General features: G+C 38.8%; 18 protein-coding genes and 1 tRNA gene. 9 read left to right on the plus strand and 10 right to left on the minus strand.

Translation table 11 applies throughout. The annotated features are described in order from the left end of the window. Positions 1–25: 25 nt before the first annotated feature. Both ABGT15_RS02085 and ABGT15_RS02090 read right to left on the minus strand, forming a co-directional pair. A complete protein-coding gene (locus ABGT15_RS02085) occupies positions 26–6,010 on the minus strand; it encodes a PKD-like domain-containing protein (protein WP_367229750.1) in 5,985 nt (1,994 codons plus the stop codon). A 289-nt stretch (positions 6,011–6,299) separates the two neighbouring features. Continuing rightward, a tRNA-Met gene (locus ABGT15_RS02090) sits at positions 6,300–6,373 on the minus strand. A gap of 160 nt (positions 6,374–6,533) precedes the next feature. On the opposite strand from ABGT15_RS02090, the gene ABGT15_RS02095 reads away from it, so the two are divergent. Together ABGT15_RS02095 and ABGT15_RS02100 are read left to right on the plus strand one after the other, a co-directional pair. Further along, positions 6,534–6,926, plus strand: coding sequence for an START-like domain-containing protein (locus tag ABGT15_RS02095; RefSeq protein ID WP_367229751.1), 393 nt, complete (start codon positions 6,534–6,536; stop codon positions 6,924–6,926). Positions 6,927–6,976: 50 nt separating this feature from the next. Then, positions 6,977–7,816, plus strand: coding sequence for an aminotransferase class IV (locus tag ABGT15_RS02100; protein WP_367229752.1), 840 nt, complete (start codon positions 6,977–6,979; stop codon positions 7,814–7,816). Here ABGT15_RS02100 and ABGT15_RS02105 read toward each other — a convergent pair. From ABGT15_RS02105 to ABGT15_RS02125, 5 genes are all read right to left on the minus strand, one after another. After that, positions 7,813–8,373 carry a YqgE/AlgH family protein gene (locus ABGT15_RS02105; RefSeq protein ID WP_367229753.1) on the minus strand — a complete coding sequence of 187 codons (561 nt, stop codon included), beginning with the start codon at positions 8,371–8,373 and terminating at the stop codon, positions 7,813–7,815. The two genes, ABGT15_RS02100 and ABGT15_RS02105, sit on opposite strands and share 4 nt — an antisense overlap. Before the next feature lie 147 nt (positions 8,374–8,520). Beyond that, the gene (locus tag ABGT15_RS02110) at positions 8,521–8,799 is read right to left on the minus strand and encodes an HU family DNA-binding protein (protein WP_026979330.1); all 279 of its coding nucleotides are present in this window, start codon (positions 8,797–8,799) and stop codon (positions 8,521–8,523) included. A gap of 186 nt (positions 8,800–8,985) precedes the next feature. Beyond that, entirely contained in the window at positions 8,986–9,933 is a 948-nt protein-coding gene (gene fmt / locus ABGT15_RS02115) for a methionyl-tRNA formyltransferase (protein ID WP_367229754.1), read from the minus strand. Next, complete coding sequence (locus ABGT15_RS02120; protein WP_367229755.1) at positions 9,933–11,822, minus strand: RecQ family ATP-dependent DNA helicase; 1,890 nt, start codon at positions 11,820–11,822, stop codon at positions 9,933–9,935. Before ABGT15_RS02120 ends, fmt begins: the two co-directional genes overlap by 1 nt. Positions 11,823–11,855: 33 nt before the next feature. After that, positions 11,856–12,395: an AAA family ATPase gene (locus ABGT15_RS02125; protein WP_367229756.1), complete on the minus strand. Its 540-nt coding sequence runs from the start codon at positions 12,393–12,395 to the stop codon at positions 11,856–11,858. Between the two features lie 147 nt (positions 12,396–12,542). On the opposite strand from ABGT15_RS02125, the gene ABGT15_RS02130 reads away from it, so the two are divergent. The 5 genes from ABGT15_RS02130 (at position 12,543) to ABGT15_RS02150 (ending at position 16,165) form a co-directional block, all read left to right on the plus strand. Next, a complete protein-coding gene (locus ABGT15_RS02130; RefSeq protein ID WP_367229757.1) occupies positions 12,543–12,827 on the plus strand; it encodes a DUF493 family protein in 285 nt (94 codons plus the stop codon). Between the two features lie 9 nt (positions 12,828–12,836). Further along, positions 12,837–13,559, plus strand: coding sequence for a DUF4290 domain-containing protein (locus ABGT15_RS02135; RefSeq protein WP_367229758.1), 723 nt, complete (start codon positions 12,837–12,839; stop codon positions 13,557–13,559). A 9-nt stretch (positions 13,560–13,568) separates the two neighbouring features. After that, the gene (gene murA / locus ABGT15_RS02140; RefSeq protein WP_367229759.1) at positions 13,569–14,879 is read left to right on the plus strand and encodes a UDP-N-acetylglucosamine 1-carboxyvinyltransferase; all 1,311 of its coding nucleotides are present in this window, start codon (positions 13,569–13,571) and stop codon (positions 14,877–14,879) included. Between the two features lie 67 nt (positions 14,880–14,946). Beyond that, positions 14,947–15,714 carry a sulfite exporter TauE/SafE family protein gene (locus ABGT15_RS02145; protein WP_367229760.1) on the plus strand — a complete coding sequence of 256 codons (768 nt, stop codon included), beginning with the start codon at positions 14,947–14,949 and terminating at the stop codon, positions 15,712–15,714. 7 nt (positions 15,715–15,721) lie between these two features. Then, a complete protein-coding gene (locus ABGT15_RS02150) occupies positions 15,722–16,165 on the plus strand; it encodes a hypothetical protein (RefSeq protein ID WP_367229761.1) in 444 nt (147 codons plus the stop codon). A 60-nt stretch (positions 16,166–16,225) separates the two neighbouring features. On the opposite strand, the gene ABGT15_RS02155 is transcribed toward ABGT15_RS02150, so the two are convergent. Both ABGT15_RS02155 and aroQ read right to left on the minus strand, forming a co-directional pair. Continuing rightward, positions 16,226–18,709 (minus strand): DUF5686 and carboxypeptidase regulatory-like domain-containing protein, encoded by a 2,484-nt coding sequence (locus ABGT15_RS02155; protein WP_367229762.1) that lies wholly within the window; start codon positions 18,707–18,709, stop codon positions 16,226–16,228. A gap of 48 nt (positions 18,710–18,757) precedes the next feature. Beyond that, positions 18,758–19,171, minus strand: a complete 414-nt coding sequence (gene aroQ / locus ABGT15_RS02160) for a type II 3-dehydroquinate dehydratase (protein ID WP_367229763.1) — start codon at positions 19,169–19,171, stop codon at positions 18,758–18,760. Positions 19,172–19,523: 352 nt separating this feature from the next. Between aroQ and ABGT15_RS02165 the strand changes: the two genes are divergently transcribed. Both ABGT15_RS02165 and ABGT15_RS02170 read left to right on the plus strand, forming a co-directional pair. Beyond that, the gene (locus tag ABGT15_RS02165) at positions 19,524–20,225 is read left to right on the plus strand and encodes an outer membrane beta-barrel protein (protein ID WP_367229764.1); all 702 of its coding nucleotides are present in this window, start codon (positions 19,524–19,526) and stop codon (positions 20,223–20,225) included. A 144-nt stretch (positions 20,226–20,369) separates the two neighbouring features. Beyond that, complete coding sequence (locus ABGT15_RS02170; protein ID WP_367229765.1) at positions 20,370–20,930, plus strand: porin family protein; 561 nt, start codon at positions 20,370–20,372, stop codon at positions 20,928–20,930. A 46-nt stretch (positions 20,931–20,976) separates the two neighbouring features. Here the strand turns inward: ABGT15_RS02170 and ABGT15_RS02175 are convergent, their stop codons facing one another. Next, a complete protein-coding gene (locus ABGT15_RS02175; RefSeq protein ID WP_367229766.1) occupies positions 20,977–21,570 on the minus strand; it encodes a porin family protein in 594 nt (197 codons plus the stop codon). Positions 21,571–21,614: the final 44 nt, after the last annotated feature.

Consider the following 21,614-nt stretch of genomic DNA (forward strand, 5'->3'; position numbering starts at 1 on the left):
CCCTTGTAAAAAGGGCTTTTGTTGTTTATTTGATTATAACTTTTTTACTGATAACGCCTTCCGAAGTTTTTAAATTGACAATATAAGCACCGGAACGCACATGTTGTACCGGAAGTGTAATGTTGGATTGCGGCTCGTTTTTTACATCCCATTTTTTAACGGATTGCCCTAGAATATTGAAGAGTTCTACGGTTTGTACAATCAGATCACTTCGGCTATTTTTAATGGTCAGGATGTTGTCCGGATTTACAAAAACCAATAAACCATTCAGCAGTTCCGAATCTTCATTACTTAAAGTAGTATTGTTGAAACGTATTGAAAAACGCCCGTTTAATTCCCCGATTGGGAGGGTGGCTTCAAAATTAGCGCCTCTTAAATCGTGATACAGCCCTGTTTCATTGTCGAATAAATAAATTTGCATATTCGAAGGGATGTTCTCCAGGGCCTCAATTTTTACTTTGCTGATGCCATTGCTGGCCGTTTTAATGCCTAAAGGAATAATCTGATCCGGATTAAAGTGTTGTAGCGCCTGAATCACTAGTTTGCCGTTCGGGAAGTTCCAGTACATGTCTTCGTTGTTTACATCAATCATTGGTGCATCATAACCAATATCATAACCATCAGAAGCCTGTGCATCTGCTCCTACTAAAAGATGCCGTTTTATACCGGAAGGCGATTCAAAACTAAGTCTTATTTTTTGGCGTGTATCGATTTCAGCTTCTTCTTCAAGGTTTTGATTTCGGAAAAATACGGAATTGGCCGGAGATTCTGTTCGGAAAGTTCGCTGTGTATTTCTGAAAATAATCGGGCCACCCGTAATTGGGTTAGTCATGTTGGATGTTGCTCCAGCCATATCGGTTCGAATGAAAAAACCTTGGCCAACAGGAATATACTGTCGGGGTGTCTTAATTCCATTGGAATTATTGTTGTTAATCATAGGGTCGTTCGATACAGCGATAGTTGCTCCCATCAGGGTGTATGTTGCATAGCCACCAACATATTGGTTAAGGTAGTGGGAATATCCTCCAAAGTGATCCCAGAAATACAAAGCTCCGGTGAAAACATTGGAAGCTGCAGAACCACCATCCATAATATTATCTCTGATGAAGGTGTTCGCGTCAAGTGCCGAAGGATAAGGGTTTCCGATAAGATACAACTGGTTTAAAGCCACATTTAGGTTGACATCGCCACTATTTGGTTTTCCTTTGAAAACATAGTTTTGATAATCCGTATTGGGAGCGGTACCGGTAACTCCTTTCATAATATAACCTTCCCCAACGTTAACAGAGCCGTTACTTCCAATCAGTTGCCAGGAGAAATAACTTGTACTGACGGCTGTGTATTTGTAAATCCAGCGGTTGGCTATTTTTATTGGGCTGGTTAAAGGTCCGTCTGCATAATAAAAACCGTCGCCAAAACTTATGGTTCCCGGGTTAAAAGGGTTTGTTGCTGCATTGGTACCGTCTTTTAAAACGCCACCAACGGTATAAGTAGTGTTGTTTGGGCTAACTGGTGATGACCAATAATTGTAATGGAAACTGCTTTTGGTTCCCTGTTGGTCTCTCAATAAATTTCCTGTTCCTCCGAGAGGATTGGCTGAATTTCCGTTTTGTACCAGTTGCGCTTCTCCGGTAAGACGTAAATCGCCACTGGTTAAGATAAGATTGTTGGCAACCGTTAATCGGAAGAAATTTACTGTATTAACGCCAATCGCGCCATTAGTACAATTTAAAGTAAGATTGTAATAATTTTCGAAGAAATTATTTTCCGGAGCAGCATTCATATATTGTATCATACCGTTGACAGTACTGTTAAAGGTTACTGTTCCTGTTCCCGGTATAAAGGTTCCTCCGTTTTTCCAGTCCCGTTTGATATGTAAATCGGAATTGGCTGTCATGGTAACGGAAGCGCCCAAATTGATAGTAATGTCTCGGGCAACAGCTATGAAGCTATAAGCAGCTGCGTAAGGGCTTGTCGGGTCTATAACCGGCATTCTTGGCATTCCGCTTGGAATTAGAGCGTCAATTGTTGCTGACGGCAAGCCTCTTTGCCAGTTTCGACAGTCAAACCAATCGGTACTGATTAAACCGGTCCAGACGCCTGGGGTTCCGTCTAATACTGTTACTGTAACAGAGCTGTCATCATAATCATCCAAAATGGCGGTACATCTCGAATCGTTTAAGGCAGTAATTGTATACGTTCGGGTTATGGTCATATTAGGAATACTGAAGGTATAATCACCACTGGCATTCGGTGTTATATTGTTGTAAACGGTTGATGTAGTTCCGTTAAATAAGGTAAAACGATAAGGGCCGTTACCGGTAAAGTGAACTGTAAAAGTAGCGGAATTGCCATAACAAACATATTGGTCTAAACTTATTATGGCAGTAGGTCTTGGATTAACGGTTACTGTAACATAAGCAGTCCCGTCGGTACCGAAGCTGTTGCATCCGTTCAGAAAAGAAGTTACAGCATATGTTGTAGTTGTGGAAGGTGTAACAGTTATGGTTGAATTGTTGCTTATCACGGTGCCGTCCGTTGCATCAACCCATTGGGTGCTAAGGTTCAGCGGGACGTCAGGAATAGCAATGTTGTCTACTGCCCAGGAGCTTCCGGTATTTCCAATGTAGCCAAAACGGATTCTTAAATTAGGTTGTCCCAGATAGGCACTCAAATCTATAGAGCGCGTATTGGTATGAAAATCAGTGTAAGGGGTTCTGGTGGAAGGGCCTGTTGTAGACCACAATGTTGTATATGCGCCACTGTTTACGGATATCTGAATTAATATTGTAGCACCAGCCTGCAGGTTGTAGGCGTCTGCAAAAGTTAAGTTGGCTGTTGTTAATCCGAAAGTGTTGAATATCGGTGTGTATAAATATGAGGTTGAGCCGGGGGAAAAGGCGCCGTTTACGATGGCGAATTTACCGTCTGCAGTGTAATTGATGCCGGAGTAGGTTCCTCCATTGGTGGCACTCAGTTGCCAAGGATTGGGGTTGGTGTTGCTGGAACCGGCATTTAAGCAGTTTCCACAACCTCCCACAGCCCAACCTGTCGGGTTTGAGTTACTGAAAGCTCCTCCGGATGCTACCGAACCACTAGTAGCATATCCGCTTTGTGCTGTTAAAACCGATGAGCCGCCATTACAGATAGTAGGAGGAGATGCACTTACAGGATTAGGTTTTATATTAGGAATCACATTGATCATGCTCGATGCTGAAAAAGCCAGGGCACAAACAGAGGTGTTCTGAACTACTGCTCTGAAAACGGTTGTTTGTGTTATGTTGGTGTAATTGTATATGTCTGTGGTGTTGTTTATCGTTGTCCAGGATACTCCGGCGTTGGTCGAAAATTCCCAGCGTACAACATTGCCTCTGTGACCACTTAAATATAAGGTTCCGTTTGCAACGTGGCATTCAGTCAAAAGATTAACTATGGGCGATACGTTGGGCTGTGTTATTGTTACAGCACCACCCAATGATGTTGCCTCGACAATAACTTCCGCGACAATTGGCGTGCCATTACAGCCATTTAAGGTGGGTGTTATAGTGAATTGAACCGTTTGCTGTATTGCGGTGGTATTGGTTAAAAATCCGCCAATGTTTCCGCTTCCGTTTGTTGCAATGCCAGTAACATTTACGGTGTTGTTTCTGGTCCAGTTGTAGGTGGTTCCCGTAATTCCTGTAAAAGGAATTATAGTTATGGGATTACCGGAGCAAATGGTTTGTGAGCCGATAGTTGTTGAAGCTGTAGGGGTCGGATATACGAGTACGGTGGCGGTGATGTTACTTCCATTACAACCGCTATAGCTAGGAGTTATAGTAAATGTAACGGTTTGAGTAGAAGTAGTGATGTTAGTAAGGCTGCCTATAATGTCACCAGATCCACTATTATTAATTCCCGTTACGTTTATGGTATTGTTTCTTACCCAAGTAAATGTTGTACCGCTAACATTGCTCGAAAGAAGAATATCAGCAATTGACGAACCGGAGCATATATTTTGTGTTTGAGGAGTGGCAATAGCGACAGGTCTTGGGTTAATTAGTGCTGAAACAACAATCGGATTACCGACACAACCGTTTGCGGTCGGTGTAACCGTGAAATTTACGGTTTGCGGAGTAGCTGTAGTGTTCGTTAAAACACCGGTTATATTGCCGGTACCATTATCTGCAATACCGGTTACATCAATTGTGTTGTCTCTCACCCATGAATAGGTGGTCCCAGTTACATTGCTTGTAATTCCAAAACTAATTAAAGCAACACCGGAGCATCTTGTTTGATTTGGTGCTGATGAGCTGGCAACTGGTATCGGATATACTACGACTGTAGCTGTAATGTTACTTCCATTACAACTACTATAAGTTGGTGTTATAGTAAATGTGACGGTTTGTGTAGAAGAAGTGATGTTAGTCAGACTGCCGATAATATCACCGGCTCCGCTATTGTTAATTCCTGTTACGTTTGCGGTGTTGTTTCTTGTCCATGTGTATGTGGTGCCAAGTACATTACTCGAAAGAAGAATATCAGCAATTGATGATCCGGTGCAAATATTTTGTGTTTGAGGAGTAGCTGTAGCCACGGGTCTTGGGTTGATTAATGCTGAAACAATAATCGGATCACCAGCACAGCCGTTAGCAGTTGGTATAACGGTGAAATTTACAGTCTGCGGGGTAGCTGTGGTATTGGTTAAAATGCCGGTTATATTGCCGGTGCCATTGTCTGCAATGCCGGTTACATCGGTTGTGTTGTCTCTTACCCATGTGTAGGTCGTACCAACGACATTGCTGGTAATTCCAAAGCTGCCTAAAGCAATGCCGGAGCATCTGGTTTGGGTTGGAGCGGAAGCACTGGCTACAGGTGTTGGGTTTACTGTAACTGTAACGGTTATAGGGCTACCGTTGCAACTATTGGCTGTTGGAGTAATGGTAAAGATTACCGTTCTTGCTGTTGTTGTTGTGTTTGTTAATGTGCCGCTAATGTCTCCGCTTCCGGAATCTGCGATACCAGTAACAATTACACCGTTGTTTCTGATCCAGTTGAACGTTGTTCCTGTTACATTACCTGTTAAAACAATATTTGATATCGAATTGCCGGAGCAAATGGTTTGTGAATTAATAGAAGCAAAAACGTCCGTAATCGGATTTACCAATACAGTGGTATAAATCGGATTACCACTACAACCATTTGCGGTTGGCGTGATAGTAAAGGTAACCGTTTGGGGGATAGCTGTTAAATTAGTGAGTGTTCCGGAAATATTACCACTCCCGTTACTTCCAATTCCGGTTACATTAGTATCATTATCTCTGGTCCAGTTAAATGTTGTGCCTGATACGCTACCTGTTAAAACAATATTTGATATCGAATTGCCGGAGCAAATGGTTTGTGAACTAATAGAAGCAAAAACATCCGGAATCGGATTTACCAATACAGTGGTATAAATCGGATTACCACTGCAACCATTTGCGGTTGGCGTGATAGTAAAGGTAACCGTTTGGGGGATAGCTGTTAAATTGGTGAGTGTCCCGGAAATATTACCACTTCCGTTACTTCCAATTCCTGTTACATTAGTGTCGTTGTCTCTGGTCCAGTTAAATGTTGTGCCAGCGACTGCTCCTGAAAAAATCATGGTTGCCATCCCGGTATCCGAACATATTTGCTGATTGGGATTTGTAGCCACGGCATCGGGGATAGGATCAACTGTAACTATTCCTAAATCGGTGTAATAACATCCTGCATTTACATTGTATACGGTGTAACTTGTATTAGTAGTAGGTCCCGGATTTATGATAAAAGATAAATCGCCATTTGAAGTAGCAGTTTGTGAAGAAATCGCGATAGCTCCAGACAGTAATTCATAAGTAACGCCAGCTTCTGCATCTGTGAGCACAACAGTAGCAGTCTGACCGTTGCAAATCGAATCATCTGATACACTTTTTTGAACCGGACAATTTTGCCCGAAGCTAATCATTGCGAAAAATATAAGTGGAATTCCAAAAAAGTATTGTTTTTTCATAATCACACAGTTTATCGTTAAACAATTTTGATTGTTGTGTAAACTAGTGGGAACCGTTTGTTGAGAAAGAAATTAGACCCGCATAAACCAATTGTATAGGAATTGGGAATAGGGGTAAAGTCCTCGAAAGGCTTTGTTTTTAGAAATCTATATAAAACTAACTAAATATGTCGAGAAACTGACAGTATCTGTATGGCTTTTCGATAAACGGAATTGTACTTCCGATAAAAGTTAAAGTATTGATTTTTAGTAGAATAAAAAAAACCCGAAACTCTGTTTCGGGTTTTTGTAGCGAAGACGGGAGTTGAACCCGTGACCTCAGGGTTATGAATCCTGCGCTCTAACCAACTGAGCTACCTCGCCATTTTGTTGGTCTCACATCCTTGTCGGATGCGGGTGCAAATATAGAACTAAATTTATAGCTTCCAAACATATTTTTAGAAAAAAAATATTTTTTTATTTTTCTTTTTTTTCTTTTTTTATTACTGTAAATACTATATATTTCGAGAAATTTATTATAAACATGGAAGGTAAAGTTAGATACGAATTAGAGTTCCCCATTATGTCATCGCCTCAACTACTATATCAATACATATCTACACCTTCGGGACTACAGGAATGGTTTGCTGATAATGTGAATTCTCGCGGAGAGTTTTTCACATTTGTCTGGAATGATTCTGAAGAAAAAGCCCGTTTAGCTTCTAAGAAAACCGGTGAGAAAGTTAAGTTTCGCTGGGTAGACGAGGAAAATAAAGATGCCGAGTATTATTTTGAATTGCGAATACTGGAAGATGAAATTACCAAAGACGTTTCGTTGATGGTTGTAGATTTTGCAGAGGAAAACGATTTGGCTGAAGCAAAACAGCTTTGGGAAAATCAGATTTCCGATTTAAAACATGTCATTGGATCCGTTTAATTTCAATTTATAAAGGTTATATTTGCCCTGGATTTATTCAGGGCTTTTTTATGATTAATTACAACGGTTCGCTAACCAAAGATTTGACAATAGCAGTTCAGGAGAACAGAGGTTTTTTATTCGGAGACGCTGTTTTTGAAACGTTAAAGGTATTAGATAATAAGATTCTTTTTTTAGAAGATCACTATTTCAGGCTAATGGCTTCGATGCGAATCGTCCGAATGGAAATTCCAATGAATTTTACAATGGAATATTTCGAGAATCAGATCCTAAGTCTTATAGCTTTACTTGAGCCTTCTGCTTCTTACAGAGTGCGTTTTTCTGTATACCGTCAATCTGGAGGATTTTATTTGCCGAAAACCAATCATGTGGATTTTATTGTAACGGCACTTCCTTTGTCAAACGCTCTTTATTTTTTTTCATCGGAGTCTTATGAAGTGGAATTGTTTAAAGATTCCTATGTAACCAAGCAGTTGTTGTCTACGATAAAAAGCAATAATAAGATGGTGCAGATTACCGGAAGTATATTTGCTGATGAAAACGGTTACCAGAACTGTTTGTTGCTGAATGATGAAAAAAACGTTGTGGAAGCCCTGCAAAGTAATATATTCATGCGAACGGGTAATACGTTAGTTACGCCACCAATCTCAGATGGTTGTCTAAACGGAATCATGCGTAAACAGATTTTGGCAATTGCAAAAAAAATAGAAAATCTGGAAGTGGTTGAAGCGTCTGTTTCCCCTTTCGATTTACAGAAAGCAGATGAGTTGTTTTTAACCAATGTAATTCAGGGCATTCAGCCAATAACCAAGTATCGTAAAAAAGAATTCCAATCCGAATTGGCTCAGGAATTGCTTATGAAATTAAACGCTCAGGTTCGATTGGGTTAATTTAAGATTGGGTTTTCAGGAGCATTGGACCAGATGAGGTATTCGCCACCTTGTTCCATGATTTTTTCTTTCCAGAAATGCGTTGCTGATTTTCCAATGATTTTGTTAGCGTAGCTGTTTTTGGAGACAATCCATGAATTTTCCTCTAATTCATCTTCCAGTTGATGGGAGTCCCATCCGGTATATCCCAAGAAAAAACGAATGTTATTTTTTTTTATTTTTCCCTGATTGATTAAACTTTTGGTGTATTCAAAATCGCCACCCCAATAAATGCCGCTTGATATTTCGATACTGTCCGGGATAAGTTCCGGGATGTTGTGAATGAAATACAAATTGTCCTGTTCTACCGGTCCTCCATTGTAAATTTTAAAGTTGGCATTGATTTCCGGTATTAAGTCGTGTATCGTGTAACGAAGGGGTTTGTTTAAAATAAAACCTACCGATCCATCGTTATTATGGTCGGCTAACAAAACTACTGATCTGTTAAATGACAGATCACCTATAATTGAAGGTTCTGCAATGAGCAAATTTCCTTTTTTTGGTTTTGCTGATATCATCTTTTTGTAGGTTTTTGGTTAACGATTAAAATCCCTCCATTAGATTAGAATTAAATTTAACAAAAAAAACACATCAGCCCAAAATAAAATCGTTGAAATGTAAAAAAAAGCCCCGCTGTTGCGGGGCTTGATATTGTTTGTCTAAAACTATTTTTTGTTTACAGAACCTTCTAACTCAGCTCCTGCTTTGAATTTCACTACGTTTTTAGCAGCAATTTTGATAGTTTTTCCAGTTTGAGGGTTTCTACCTTCTCTTGCAGCTCTTTTAGAAACTGACCAAGATCCGAAACCTACTAAAGATACTCTTCCACCTTTTTTCAAAGTTCCTTCTACATTTTTCAAGAAAGACTCTAAAGCTAATTTAGCAGCTGCTTTGGTAATACCTGCGTCTGCAGCGATTGCATCGATTAATTCTGATTTGTTCATAATAAATAGTTATTAATAGATTGATTAATTAATTAATGTCCTACAAATTTATATGAATTTCCCGATTACACAAGTGTTTTTCAGTTTTTTACGGAAAAAACGCTTAAATTGTTGATAACTCAGTATCTTTGTTAATAAACTTACTTGTTTTTTTCGATTTTTCGTCACTCTCAGTGTTTATAAGGCTTACAAAGCCACGGCCTTTTCGCTGAACGAAATTCCGTTTAAAAGTTCTGGGGTACTCATTCTTTTTTTACCTGGAAACTGTAAGTTGAAAATTTTGATGAAACCGTCTTTTACTGCAATTTTTAGTTCCTTCTTTGTGGAGAGGATAGAGCCGGTTGTATAATCATGGTCGGCTTTTTCAAAAAGCGTTTCGTAAATTTTGATATTCCATTCCTGATCATTGTCCTGGAAAAAACACCATGAAGCGGGATATGGACTCAAGCCACGTACCAAATTATGAATTTCTGCTCCTGGCTTGTTCCAGTCGATTTTACAATTGTCACGATTCAGTTTGTAGGCCGTTTTAATTTCTGGGCTTTCTGATTGAATTTTGGTCTTCACATCGCCTTTTTCAATTAAAGCTAATGTTTTTACAACCGTTTCACTTCCTAATACCATCAAGCGGTCATGGAGGGCTCCGGCAGTTTCGTTTTCACCAATTGAAATTTCATCATTTAAAATCATGGCTCCGGTATCAATTTTATCATCGATGAAAAATGTGGTTACGCCGGTTTTGGATTCTCCGTTAATAATAGCCCAATTGATAGGAGCGGCTCCGCGGTATTCCGGAAGTAACGAAGCGTGTAAATTAAATGTTCCGAATTTAGGCATACGCCAAACCACTTCGGGCAGCATTCGGAAAGCCACCACTACTTGAAGATTGGCATTAAGAATTCTCAATTCTTCCAAAAATGTTTCGTCTTTTAAATTAGTAGGCTGTAATAGGCGCAGATTTTTTTCCAGCGCATATTCTTTCACGGCGGAGTATTTGATTTTTTGTCCGCGTCCGGCGGGTTTGTCCGCAGCGGTAATAACCCCGACGATTTCGTAATTGTTCCTATATATAGTATCAAGGATTCCCACGGCGAACTCTGGAGTTCCCATGAAAACGATGCGTAACTTTTCCATTATAGTATTGAATATTGATTTAAATTGTTGATCCTGATTTTGTTGTTTTCCAGCAGGATTCTCAGTGCAAAGATAGTTTCCTCTGAAGTTAATTCCAGTGAATTTTCAATTTCTCTTGATGTTAAAGACGAATCTTGAAGCATGCTTAGGATGCTTTGTGCAATTTCAATAGGGCTTTTGGATTCTTTTTTCTTCTGGATGCATACTGAGCAGATGCCACAATCGTTAGTTGCTGTTTCTCCGAAATAGTCTAGTAATAATGTGCTTTTGCAGGTTTGATTGTTTGAAACAAAGTGTATTACTGATTCGAATTGTTTGGCTTTTAGCTCATTTTGTTGTTGCAGAAACTTGGCTACACGATTAATAGTGTGTTCGTCTTCCCGAACTTCGTTGAAGGTGAGTGTGCTGTCGTTTGATTTGGCAGTAAGATTACAGGCTTCTTTTTGCTGCATTCGCTTTAGAATACTGATTACCTCCTCTTCGGAAGTTGCTGCTTTTTTAGCTATCAGATTGAGATTTAAAGCGGTTGGCATATCGTAAACTCCGGCGTAATTTCTTAAAATGGCAGTCAAAACGGGTTCATCGGCAGGATTGAGGCTTAGATAACGCAACATTTCGCGGCTGTCCAATAAGAATTGAATCGTAATTTTTTCCGAAAACTCTTTGGAAAGGGAAAGGATGCCCTGATTGTCTAAAAACTGTAATGCATTAAATGTTTTGAGCATCGGAAACTTATAATGACCGCAAAACTGGTTCAGGTTAAATGAAAAACTCTCGTTAATTCCTTCGCCATACCCAATCTGAAAATAATTATTGAGTTTGAGGTACACTTCTTTTAAAAAAACTTTATCGGGCAAAACATCTAAAAACTGCGATTTTGTAGTTTGAATGTCGGAAGGCGATAATAGTAAAACTGCGAAAGCTTTTTCCCCGTTTCTTCCGGCACGGCCAGCTTCTTGATAATAGTTTTCAAGGTTTTCCGGCAGTTGAATATGAATTACGGTTTTTACATTCGGTTTGTCAATGCCCATTCCAAAGGCGTTGGTGGCAATGATAACCTGTGCTTTGTCTTCCAGCCACAATTGCATGTTTTTCTCTTTCTCCTTGGAGGACAATCCGCCGTGGTAAAAGGTGCTTTTAAAACCTAAAGCGTTTATTTGTGCCGAAACATCATGGCAGGCTTTTCGGTTGCGAACATAAATAATAGAGGATTCCGGGTTTTTGGATAAAATCTGTTGGATGCGAAACAGTTTGTCTTCTGCTTCAAATACCATGTAAGCGATGTTTTCTCTGGCAAATGATTTTTTGAAAATCTGAGGCTGCTGTAAGCCGAGCTGTGTGCAGATATCGTCCTGAACGCGTTCGGTGGCCGATGCTGTTAAGGCTAAAAACGGAACTTTCGGAAAAAACTCCTTTAATTTTGAAATTTTAAGATAGGCCGGACGGAAATCGTGTCCCCATTGGGAAACGCAGTGTGCTTCGTCTATAGCGATTAGGTTAATTGGTAAGCTTTTGATGCGCTCCAAAACCCAATCCGACTGTAATCGTTCCGGGGAAAGGTACAGTAATTTGTAATTCCCAAACTGACAATTGTCTAACAGGTTGATGGTTTCGTCTGCGGAAATGCCTCCTGTTAGCGCAATGGCTTTGATGTCGCGTTGCTGCAAATTGGCAATCTGATCTTTCATTAAGGCGACTAATGGAGAAATGACCAGACAAATTCCGGGTTTCATCAAGGCGGGAATCTGAAAACAAATTGATTTTCCACCGCCGGTTGGCAATAAAGCAAAGGTGTCTTTTCCGTCCAAAACCGATTGGATAATTAAATCCTGAGGACTTCGGAATGAATCGTGATGCCAGTATTTTTTAAGAAGGGTTAATGCGTCCAAGAGATAAACCTAAAAATCGTTTACGAATATAGTTTATTTCGTTAGATTTTCTACTATAAAACTGATGCGGTTTTCCAACGTGTCTTTTGGAACTTCGATTAAAGAATACCCATATTTTTCATAGGTCTCGATAAGATGCTGCTGAATCAATACTGCCTGTTCGTAGGTTTCATACCGAGCCTCGTCACTGGTGTAGATTTCTTCCCAGGGCGGAAGGATGAAAATTTGGGAATATTTATGCTCGCGGCAGGCTTGGTCAAAAAATGCAGGATAAGCATCGCCGATATAATGCATGTAAGCCAAAACATCCGGTATGCCTCTGTCGATAAAAACAATTTCATTTGCTTCTTTTTGAGCGTTGTTGAATTGTTTTTTTCGGCCTTCCAGTAATAATTCGCTGAATAAAAGCGGTTTTTCCAGAAACAATTGCTCGATTCCCTGCTTGCGGGCTTCGTGAATAACTTCGCGCGACACCTCGGGATAGCATACGTATCCTTGTTCGGTTAAACCATTTATAACTGTGGTTTTACCGGAGCCTGGTCCGCCAATAATTAAAACAATTTCTTTAGCCACTTTTTTGAAATAAGGGGCAAATTTACATTTTTTTGACAAATCGATAAAGTAGTTTTTGATTTTCTGCCTTTTAATGCTTTAAAAACTGGTCAATCATCATTCATAATTCATAACTCTAATGTATATTTGCTTTTATTTTTGATTGAAATGGATAAGAAAACTGAAGAATTTTATCAGCGGCTGAAAGAAGAATTAATCAATTCGACCATTTGGCCCTCTGAATATTTGTATAAATTTATAGTTCCGACTGATCCCGGAAAAATTACAGCCATAGAGAATTCGTTTAATGGGATGGGGGCTGTTATTAATACAAATAAATCTAAAGCAGGGAATTATACCAGTGTTTCCATTAACGTCAGAATGAACAGCGCTCAGGCGGTAATCGATAAGTACATCGAGTTGTCTGCCATTGAGGGGATTATTTCTTTATAAAATCAGAACATGCAATTTACACCAGAAGAAGCCATTCATCACCTTGAATATAATGCCGAGCGTTCCCATCTGATTATTCCGGAATACGGGCGTCATTTGCAGAAGCTTATCGATCAGGCCACTAAACTTGAAGACAGAGAAGAACGTAACAAAGCAGCAAAGTATATCATTTCCGTAATGGGAACTTTGAATCCGCATTTGCGTGATGTGCCGGATTTTCAGCATAAACTTTGGGATCAGATTTTTATCATGTCCGATTTTAAACTGGATGTCGATTCACCGTACCCGATTCCGAGCAAAGAAATTCTGCATCAGAAACCGGAACGTTTGAATTATCCGCAAAATTTTCCGAAGTACCGTTTTTATGGGAACAATATCAAGTACATGATTGATGTGGCCAATAAATGGGAAGACGGCGATTTGAAAAATGCTTTGATTATGGTGATTGCCAATCATATGAAGAAATCCTATCTGAGCTGGAATAAAGATACCGTGAAAGATGAAGTGATTTTCGAACATTTATATGAACTTTCGGGCGGTACCATGAATTTGCTGAAAACAGACGAAGAGCTTTCCAATTCCACGGATTTGATGCGTGTTAACAAAAAGCAATCCAACAAAATGCAATTTAGCAGCAACAAGCCGAAGAAGCACAACAATCAGAATCAGAATCAGAATCAGAAAAACAAAAAGCCGAGTACAAACAATAATAATAACAACAACAGAAAATAATACAAGCCGATGGGAACATTTAAAATTGAAGGTGGTATCCGATTAAAAGGAGATGTTATGCCACAAGGTGCAAAGAATGAGGCTTTACAGGTTTTGTGTCCGGTGTTGTTAACCTCAGAAAAAGTAAGGGTTACCAATATTCCGGATATTATTGATGTCAATAAGCTGATTACCCTTTTAGGGAATCTGGGCGTGAAAATACAGAAAAACGGCCCTGGGGATTATACTTTTCAGGCCGATGAAGTAAACGTAGAATATTTAAAAACAGAAGCCTTTAAGAAAGAGGGTGGAAGTTTACGCGGTTCCATTATGATCGTTGGGCCACTTTTGGCACGTTTCGGTTGCGGCTATATTCCGAAGCCGGGTGGTGATAAAATCGGCCGTCGTCGTTTGGATACGCACTTTGAAGGATTTATCAATTTGGGAGCAAAATTCCGTTACGAAAGAGCCGATCATTTCTATGGCGTGGAAATCGACGGAAGATTACAAGGTGCTTATATGCTTTTGGATGAGGCATCCGTTACCGGAACAGCGAATATCGTAATGGCGGCAGTTTTGGCTGAAGGAACCACTACGGTTTATAATGCGGCTTGTGAGCCGTATTTACAGCAATTGTGCAAAATGTTGAATTCCATGGGAGCTAAAATCACCGGAATCGGTTCGAACCTGTTAACGATTGAAGGAGTGGAAAGTTTAGGCGGTTGCGAGCACAGAATTTTGCCGGATATGGTTGAAATCGGTTCATGGATAGGATTGGCAGCTATGACTAAAAGTGAAATCACTATCAAAAACGTAAGCTGGGAAAATCTGGGAGTTATTCCTAATGTTTTCCGAAAATTAGGCATTACAGTAGAACGAAGAGGCGATGATATTTACATTCCGTCTCATGAAAACGGTTATGAAGTGAAAACCGATATCGACGGCTCTATTTTAACGGTAGCTGATGCACCTTGGCCTGGTTTTACCCCTGATTTGTTGAGTATTGTTTTAGTAGTGGCTACGCAAGCAAAAGGCGATGTGTTAATCCATCAGAAGATGTTTGAAAGCCGTTTGTTCTTTGTAGATAAGTTAATTGACATGGGGGCAAAAATCATGTTGTGTGATCCGCACCGTGCTGTGGTGATGGGACACGATTTTAAATCACAGTTGAAAGCTACTACCATGAGTTCACCGGATATTCGTGCGGGAATTTCCCTGCTGATTGCGGCGTTAACAGCAAAAGGAACGAGTACCATTCAGAATATCGAACAAATCGACCGAGGGTACGAAAGAATAGACGAGCGTTTAAGAGCTTTAGGTGCTAATATAGTTCGTGCTTAATTATGATAATTTGTAAATAATAAAGAGCTGAATTCTAAGGAATTTGGCTCTTTTCTTTTTGAAAGTAATGGAACTGAATATTTTAATTTTTCTTTGTTTGGCTTCGTTTTTTGCGGGCTTTGTAGATGCTGTTGTAGGAGGAGGCGGTTTAATTCAAACGCCTGTCGCCTTGATTTTGTTACCGAATTATTCAGTTGCTTCTATCATTGGGTCACTAAAAATTCCGGCATTCAGTGGGACAAGTTTTGCTGCGTTTCAATATATCAAAACAGTGACCATGAATTGGAAACTCTTGATAATCATGTCGGTTGTGGCTTTTGTGTCGGCTTTTTTAGGTTCGACCTTGCTTACCCAGGTTAGTAATGATTTTATGAAACCCTTGTTGTTGGTAGTTTTGACTTTGTTGGCGGTTTATACGTTCATGAAGAAAAATTTCGGACAGCATCAGGAAAAAATGTTGTCTTTTAAACAGCAATTGCTTTACGCGATAATTATTAGTGTGACAGTAGGTTTCTATGACGGTTTTATTGGCCCCGGAACCGGAAGTTTTTTTGTAGTGGCTTTCGTTTCTGTTTTGGGATTGGATTTTTTGCATGCTTCAGCGAATGCCAAGATGGTCAACCTGGCTACAAATTTCGGATCGATTTGTCTTTTCCTGCTCAAAGGAAAAATTATCTGGGCGATGGCTTTACCAATGGCAGTTTGTAATGCATTGGGCGGTTTTTTGGGTGCGAAGCTTGCAATCAGCAAAGGGAATTCTTTTATTCGGGTTTTCTTTCTGATTGTGGTGATCGGCACATTAATTCGTTTTGCCTACGATGTTTTTGTTAAATAGTGCAACTATGAAGTATTTGATGTTTCTAATAACTCTTGGTTTTATAACCAGTTGTGAATTGCGTAAACCGGAACAACGGTTTTATAAGGCTACTGCTAAAAACAATGTCGCATTACTTTCTTTGTCGATAGATGATAATCAGTTCTATGGTCAATACAAAGTCCGGTATTCAGAGAATATTATAGATTCTGGTGAGGTTAGAGGTGTTCTGGACGGTGATACGCTACGTGGGCGCTTTAAATATCTTTCGTACGGCGGCGTTAAGGAGGTTAAGCCTTTTTTACTTTTAAGAAGAGGCGATACTTTAAAATTAGGAAATGGTGTGGCTTATACGTATATGAAAATTCCATATTATATTCCGAAAAGCATTGAATTCAGGGATTCAAATTTTCAGTTTCTTCCAATATCTGAGGCGGCCTTTAAACAATCCGATTTTAAAATGAGTAGGTAATACAAAGAAAAAAAGCGCTGAATAATTCAGCGCTTTTTCTGTATTGGAAGCCTACGGCAGTTAATCAATAATGTTTAGGAATTTAAGTCCGAAAACAATGCCGTCCGTCTGGAATCCATTTTGATAGGAACGAACATAGTCAATGCGAAGCAGTCGGAATTTACCAAAACCTACATTGTCAAATCCAACAGTATATTCCTGATACGGTTTGAAATCCGGTCGGTTTAACTGATGGAAACCTAAAACCAGATTCCATTGCAATTTGTTCAAAAGTGGAATCTTGTTCATGATAAAACCTTTGTCGTTGTGCTCGATATGCGTCTCAATGAAAGCATCGTTGGTACTGCTGCTGTAATATGGCAACATATTGAATACATTAAGATATTTGTCGGAGGTACCGATATGGGTTTGGTTGCCGTTAAAATGTTTGTAATCCACAAAGGAAATGTTCTCCGCATTAAAGAACTTTCCGGTTTTTAAACGAATGGCAAAATCTCCTTTATTGCCTAAGGTTTTGTCGTAATCCAACTGTCCGGAAATAAAATCGTAGTGGTAGCGGTTTTGGTTGGCGGCAAATCCTTTTTCATAAGCAAGTGCTATTGTTGGGTAATCGTCGTTGGAAATATTTATTCTTCCGTCGGGTCTGGTAATGTATTTGTTTCCGAAACGGATTCGTGTCAAGATGTTGGCCTTCATCAGATTGTGTTTTTCAATTGCCGGAATTGTGTTGTTGAAAGGCAACCAAGGGTTGTTCGACGTATACTCTTTATCGTTTTTAAGCAAAACATAATCCGTATTGTTGAAGAGCGGTTTACGGGTAGCATATTCCAAGCGGCCGCCTAACGTGATTCCGTTCAGGATATTCTGATTGTAACCAACGCTCACAAACTCTTTATTGTAATATTTTGCATAATTGTCCTTAAAGAAAAGCGTGCTTGCCGAATTGATCAGATTAGAAATTGGGTTTGATGGGTTGAATTGATTGATACTGCTTCCCCCGGAGGCCGTGATGGCAGCATAATTTATATTGTTGAAACGATGAAAAAAGCTTCCGTTAACACGCAGACGCTCTTCGGCAAAACCGTAATTGAACGTTGAATTTATCGAAGTGAATTTTCCCTTTTCTTCGTCTCTTTTGTTGAAAGAAAATCCGGAGTCAAAATTCCAGCCTTGTACGGTGTTGTAGCCTAACGAAGTAATGTTCAGCAAGCCTTTGTAATTGAAAGACCATTTATTATACGTGTCTTTATAGGTGTAGCCGGTTAAAAGTTTCTGTATTTTGAATTTATTTCCTTTAGCGTCCAATGAGTCCAGATATACCTGAGATTTTCTAATAGTTTGTATGCTGTCTTTTCGTTGATAGTCGCCAATCTCTTCATCAGTCAAAGGAACAGGACGATTTGTGTTCCAGAAAACGGTGTCTTTTTTATTGGCATCTTTTACTATTTTGGCAATTTCATTCGTGAAGGTTTTCTTTTCGAATTGCTCACGGAAAACATAATTGCTGAATACATGCGTAAACTTTCCGGTAAAGCCCATGCCGAAGATCGAAGCCTTAAAATCAATGGTTTGTTGGTTTTTGGCCCATAGTCTCGTTGCGGGATTGTAGTTGAAATTTTGTGTAAAGGCAATATTTTCCAGAATAGGTTGCTGCATTCTGTAGCCTTTACTGTTTAAATCGACAGCATAAATTGCCCAGCTGTCTTCTACTATATATAGGTAACCTTCGAAAACAGGTTCTTTGTCTCTTCGCGGAGTTACTTTTATTTTATTGATAAGCTGGTTGTGATCGTCGATAAAAGTGCTTTCCAACTTGTAGCGGTAGTAGCTTAAAGCGTTGTCGGCAATCGGGGAAACCATGTTGATGTTCATTTCCACATAATTGGCATAGAAATCATAATTAGTGCCTCTTGCAGTGTTGAAACTGAATCCGTTATCGTCGCCACTTACTTTGGATGCAATAATTTCTTCTTTAATTTTATTGGGTTTTTCGAAGGCGATTTTTGAAACCGTTTCAGATAAATAAAGAATTCCGGTTCCTGTCGAATCCAATGCTCCGTCAAAATCACCAATTTCCATACCCATGAATTTTTTAGGAACGTTTTTAGCGCGGAAAATTCCTCTTGAGTAGAAATCCGCTTCGTATTTATCGGTTTTGTAGGAGTTTGTTTTTCGGTTTTTTATAGCGCTCCTTATAATGGCGTAGGCAGGATCTTCTTTGTTCGGGGTAATTACCATTTCGGCCAAAGTGTAATTTTCGTCTTCTAAAGTTACATTTACGGTGTGTGGGAATGCAACTACTTCAGCAATCATCTTTTTGGTTTTATAACCCAATGACTGAAATATCAGCGTGTGTTTCCCTTTTTCTTTAACGATTAATTCATAAGTGCCGTTGTCATTGGCCGAGGTTCCGTTATAGGTACCTTCGATAATTACGGTTGTGTAGGGGATCGGTGCGCCGTTTTTGTCGGTAACGACTCCTTTGATTTGGGCAGATACGCTGATGGATGCAATAATGGCAAGTAAAAATAATAGTTTCTTCATGTTAGTGTTTAGCAGATAGACGCGTGTAAAATTAAAAAGGTTGTATGCTTATAAAAAAGATTTGATGGCCAGTTCATAACTGTTTAGGCCAAAACCTATTATTACGCCTTTAGCATTTGGAGAAATATAGGATACGTGGCGGTATGATTCTCTTGAAAATGTATTGGAAATGTGAACTTCCACTACCGGAGTTGTAACGGCTTTAACAGCATCGGCAATTCCTATGGATGTATGTGTGTAGGCAGCTGCATTCAGTATAATACCGTCATAGTTAAAACCTGTTTCCTGAATTTTACTGATGATTTCCCCTTCGATATTACTCTGGAAATAGGATAGGTTTAGGGAACTGTATTTTTTTTTCAGCAGAAAGAAGAAATCTTCAAAAGTTTCATTTCCGTAGATTTCAGGTTCTCTTTTTCCGAGAAGATTTAAGTTTGGCCCATTGATGATAATGATATTCATGTTCTGTTGTTTTATGTAAATGTAGTAAAATAGGTATGAAATGACGTTTTTTTTATCCTTAAAATTGCTTCTTTTTTATGTAGGAATAAGTTGTTTTTTTTTGTCTGCGCATTGAATTAGGCTGAAAATATTATAAAATGTAAGAATAAACTGTGTTAAAAATATCATTTTTGTAACGTGATTTGAGAAAATTAATCATTTTTTAACAAAATTTAAATTACTTTAAATCAAAAGGTTAGGTTTTTGTTTGTTGATTTTACAAGGAGTTGTTGATACATTTTTTTAGCTAAAATTTTTTTGGATTGGATTTTTTATAGATTTGCTCAGTAAATTTTTAAAATTTAAACTAAACATGAAAAAAGTTATTTTATCTGTAGCAGCAGTATTCGCATTCGGATTTGCTAACGCTCAAGAACAAGAAAAAGAAGTATCTGGTTACAAACCAGTTAAAGGTACAATCACTACTGAAGTAGGTTTAACAGGTGGTTTAAACAATGCTGACTTCGATTTGAACACTGGAGTGTTGAAATTCAGATATTTCTTAAAAGATGATATGGCAGTTAGAGCTGGTTTAGGTGTTTACTCTAATAAAAATGAAGAGTTAGACCATTCAAATCCTAGCAATGTTGCGACTTTGACAAACAAAAGTTCTGACATTACTCTTAACTTAGGGGTTGAGAAACATTTTGCAGGTTCTGACAGATTATCAACTTACGCTGGAGCTGATTTATTGATCGGTTTCAAAAATGCTAATGCTGAGTATTCTGATAACACAACTTCTGCAGAAGTTGAAGGTGCTAACGCTGATATGGCTGGAAACTTATCTAACAACGGAAGAAACTATTTCGGTTTAAGATTAGTTACTGGAGCTGATTACTACATCGCTAAAAAAGTTTTCTTAGGTGTTGAGGCTGGTTTGAACTTAACAACTGGTAAAAACAAAGATATCGAAGTATCTTCTGCAGGTACTACAACTACAGTTGGTGGTGGTGGTAAATTCAGTGGAATTGATACTGCTGTAATTGGTGGAATCAGAATTGGTTACCAATTCTAATCACTTCTTAAATAAAGAAATGAAAAATCCCGCAATAGCGGGATTTTTTGTTGATAAAGTTGTTGATATCTAGCACTTTGTACTTGGGTGGGTAGATTGTTTTTATGGATAAATTTAAGTAGTAAACTTTTAAACAAATTATCTATGAAAAAAACGTTAATGATTTTATCGGCAGTATTTGCTTTTGGTATTGCTGCTAATGCTCAGGAAGGAGAAAAAACATCATCTTCTTCAGAAAGCATAAAGTTTGGTGTTAAAGCGGGTTTAAATATGACCAATTTCACAGGAGATAATGTAAATACGGATGCTAAAGCAGGTATTTATCTTGGTGGTTTGGTTGACTTTGCTGTTACAGACAAATTTCACGTACAGCCGGAGTTAATGTATTCAATGGAAGGAGCTGATAACGATTTAGGGATCAGTTATGTAAGAGTGCCGATTATGGCTAAATATTACATCGTTGAAGGTTTTAACGTACAGGCTGGTCCTGAAGTGGCTTTCAAAGTTGCAACAGAAGAAGACGTTTTTGATGAAATGACTAAATCTGTCGATTTTGGAATTGGTGCCGGTGCAGGATATGAAATGTCAAACGGTTTAATGTTTGACGCAAGATTTAACTTGGGATTGTCTAATATTTATGATGGACCTGGAAACGGTGAAATCTTCAATACTGGTTTTCAAGTTGGACTTGGATATCGATTCTAAGATGTCAGTAAATAAATTATGCCTCTCAATTTGAGAGGCTTTTTTTTTAAAACTTAAAACCTAATCCAGCCTGAAAAACCTGATTCTTTGAACCGCTGTCTTTTACTACTTCATTTAAACTTTGTGTATACCTTCCCGTAAGGAAAAGCCCGCTGTTAAAGTTAAAAGATAAGCCCGCTGCTATCGCTGTATCGAGATTATTAACGTCGTTGGTTTCGGTTACAGAATTGTCACTTTCGTATTTTTCACCTATTTTAAGGCCAAATTGCGGCCCGGCTTCTATACTGAAGGCCTTGCCTAAATATATTTTGGCTAAAACAGGCATGTTAATGTAATCTAATTTGTATTGGGTTTCATAGTTTGTTCCCAAAATGTTTTGGTTGATTTCAAAGCCCTGACGGGAGTAAAGCACTTCCGGCTGAATGGCAAGAACGTTATTTATTAAAGGGATTTCCCCTACAAAACCGATATGAAAGCTTGTTCTGGGGTCTGGTCCTTCATCAAAATCCCCTTTGGTAATGGTTGAGTAGTTTAAGCCTCCTTTGATTCCGAAAGAGGAACCGTTCTTTTCCTGTGCAGATACCGTGGTAGTTACTGTTGATAAAACTAAACCTGCGAATAAAAATCTTGCTGTTCTCATATTAAATAAATTTTAGTTTCTATATTTAAACCACAAATCATGCC

Source organism: Flavobacterium enshiense (genome assembly GCF_040750275.1).
Classification (GTDB): Bacteria; Bacteroidota; Bacteroidia; order Flavobacteriales; family Flavobacteriaceae; genus Flavobacterium; species Flavobacterium enshiense_B.